The organism is Streptomyces sp. SID11385 (assembly GCF_010548245.1).
In the GTDB taxonomy this organism is placed as follows: Bacteria; Actinomycetota; Actinomycetes; order Streptomycetales; family Streptomycetaceae; genus Streptomyces.
Genome location: NZ_JAAGLR010000329.1, coordinates 1 through 1,945 on the forward strand (window position 1 = coordinate 1; position 1,945 = coordinate 1,945).

2 protein-coding genes and 1 pseudogene are annotated in these 1,945 nt (G+C 73.7%); all 3 read right to left on the reverse strand.

Going from position 1 to position 1,945, the window contains the following annotated elements:
• Positions 1–250, reverse strand: a pseudogene (locus tag G3I42_RS37475) (pseudouridine synthase); the annotation flags it as partial.
• Positions 250–981 carry an SMC-Scp complex subunit ScpB gene (gene scpB, locus G3I42_RS09955; RefSeq protein ID WP_164284398.1) on the reverse strand — a complete coding sequence of 244 codons (732 nt, stop codon included), beginning with the start codon at positions 979–981 and terminating at the stop codon, positions 250–252. The gene scpB and the pseudogene G3I42_RS37475, both read right to left, overlap by 1 nt.
• A partial coding sequence (locus G3I42_RS09960; protein ID WP_239096366.1) for a segregation/condensation protein A occupies positions 978–1,945 on the reverse strand: 968 nt, incomplete at its 5' end. The genes G3I42_RS09960 and scpB, both read right to left, overlap by 4 nt.

Consider the following 1,945-nt stretch of genomic DNA (forward strand, 5'->3'; position numbering starts at 1 on the left):
GCCCACCGGAGCCGGAGCCGCCGCGCGCACCGGAGCCGGAGCCCGCGCTCTTGCCGGAGCCGCCCGGCCTGCCCGCGCCGCTCCCGGGCCGGCCGCCCGAGCGCTTGTCCTCGCTGCCGCCGTGCGCTCCCGGCACGTCGTAGCGGCGTTCCTCGGGACGGGGGCGTCCCGCCCTCTTCTGCTTGTCGTCGCGCTGGTTACCGGCTCCCCGGTGATTCCCGCGCCCGCTGTCCCTGCCGCTGCTTCGCATCAGTGTTCCGTCGGATCGAGGTGGTCGAGATGGTCGTCTTCGACGGCCCCGGTGTATCCGTGACCGTGCGCGGCGCCGTCGTCTTCGGCGTCCGGATCGAACGACGGCACACCTTCCAGTGTCTCAGCCTCGATGGCCTCCGCTTCCGGCAGGAAGGGCGCCAGCTCCGGAAGCTCGTCCAGGCCGCGCAGGCCCATCCGCTCCAGGAAGTAGTGCGTCGTCCGGTACAGGATCGCACCACTCTCGCGTTCCGTGCCCGCCTCCTCCACCAGCCCGCGCTGGAGCAGGGTGCGCATGACGCCGTCGCAGTTGACCCCGCGGACCGCCGAGACCCGCGCGCGGCTGACCGGCTGCCGGTAGGCGACGACCGCCAGCGTCTCCAGCGCCGCCTGCGTGAGCCGGGCCTGCAGCCCGTCGAGGACGAAGCTCTCGACGGCCGCCGCGTACGTCGCCCGCGAGTAGAACCGCCAGCCGCCTGCGACGAGCCGCAGCTCGAAACCGCGCCCCTGCGCCGTGTACTCGCCGGCCAGTGCCCGCAGCGCCCCCGCGACCTGCCGCACGGGCCGCTGGAGCACCTTGGCGAGGTGTTCCTCGGTCGCGGGCTCGTCGACGACCATGAGCACGGCCTCGAGCGCGGGCCGCAGGTCGAGGTCGGCGAGGTCGGGGACGAGGTCCTCGTCGTCGGTGGCGAACCGCGTGTCGATCGCCCGGCCGATGGCGTCCTGGCTCATGGGGTGTGCTCCTGGTCGAACTCGTCGGTGACGGCGGAGGCCGCGGCGTCCTCCTCGCCGCCGGTCCAGCGGACGGTGAGCGTACCGAGGGCCTCCTCCTGCTCCAGCGCCACCGCCTTCTCGCGGTACAGCTCCAGGAGCGCGAGGAAGCGGGCGACGACGGTGAGGGTGTCGTCGGTGTCGGCGACGAGGGCCCCGAAATCGGCCTCGCCCACCTCGCGAAGGCGCGCCACGAGCAACCCCGCCTGTTCCCGTACGGAGACGAGCGGGGCGTGGATGTGGTCCACGTACACGGCGGGTTCCGGCTTCGGCTGCATCGCCTTGACGGCGAGCCGCGCGAACCCTTCGGGCCCGATCCGGATCACGACGTCGGGCAGCAGTTCGGCGAAGCGGGGCTCCATCGCGACCGTACGGGGGAAGCGCCGTGCCTCGCGCGCGAGGCGCCCCGCGAAGATGTCCGCGACCTGCTTGTACGCCCGGTACTGCAACAGCCGCGCGAACAGCAGGTCCCGTGCCTCCAGGAGCGCGAGGTCCGCCTCGTCCTCGACCTCGGCGACGGGCAGCAGCCGGGCGGCCTTCAGGTCGAGCAGGGTCGCGGCGACGACGAGGAACTCGGTCGTCTGGTCGAGGTCCCAGGCGCTCCCCATGCCCCGGATGTGCGCCATGAACTCGTCCGTCACACGGGAGAGCGCGACCTCGGTGACGTCGAGCTTGTGCCGCGAGATGAGCTGGAGCAGCAGGTCGAAGGGCCCTTCGAAGTTGTCGAGCCGCAGCGTGAAGCCGCCCTTGGCGGGGGCGGGCGTGTGGGGGGACTCGGAGACGGCGGGGCTCCCGCCCGCCTCTTGGGAATCGGCCGGGGCGTCGGTCGGCGGCGAGGTGCGCGCGGGCTCCGCCGGGGGCGTACGCGCGTGCTCCGCCGGGTGCGCCGGGGACGGCTCCGGGGTCTGCGGCCGGGTCGCGGCGC

Bases quoted from the DNA above. Each gene is read 5' to 3' on its own strand.
- scpB (WP_164284398.1), bottom strand. From the start codon at position 981: ATGAGCCAGGACGCCATCGGCCGGGCGATCGACACGCGGTTCGCCACC.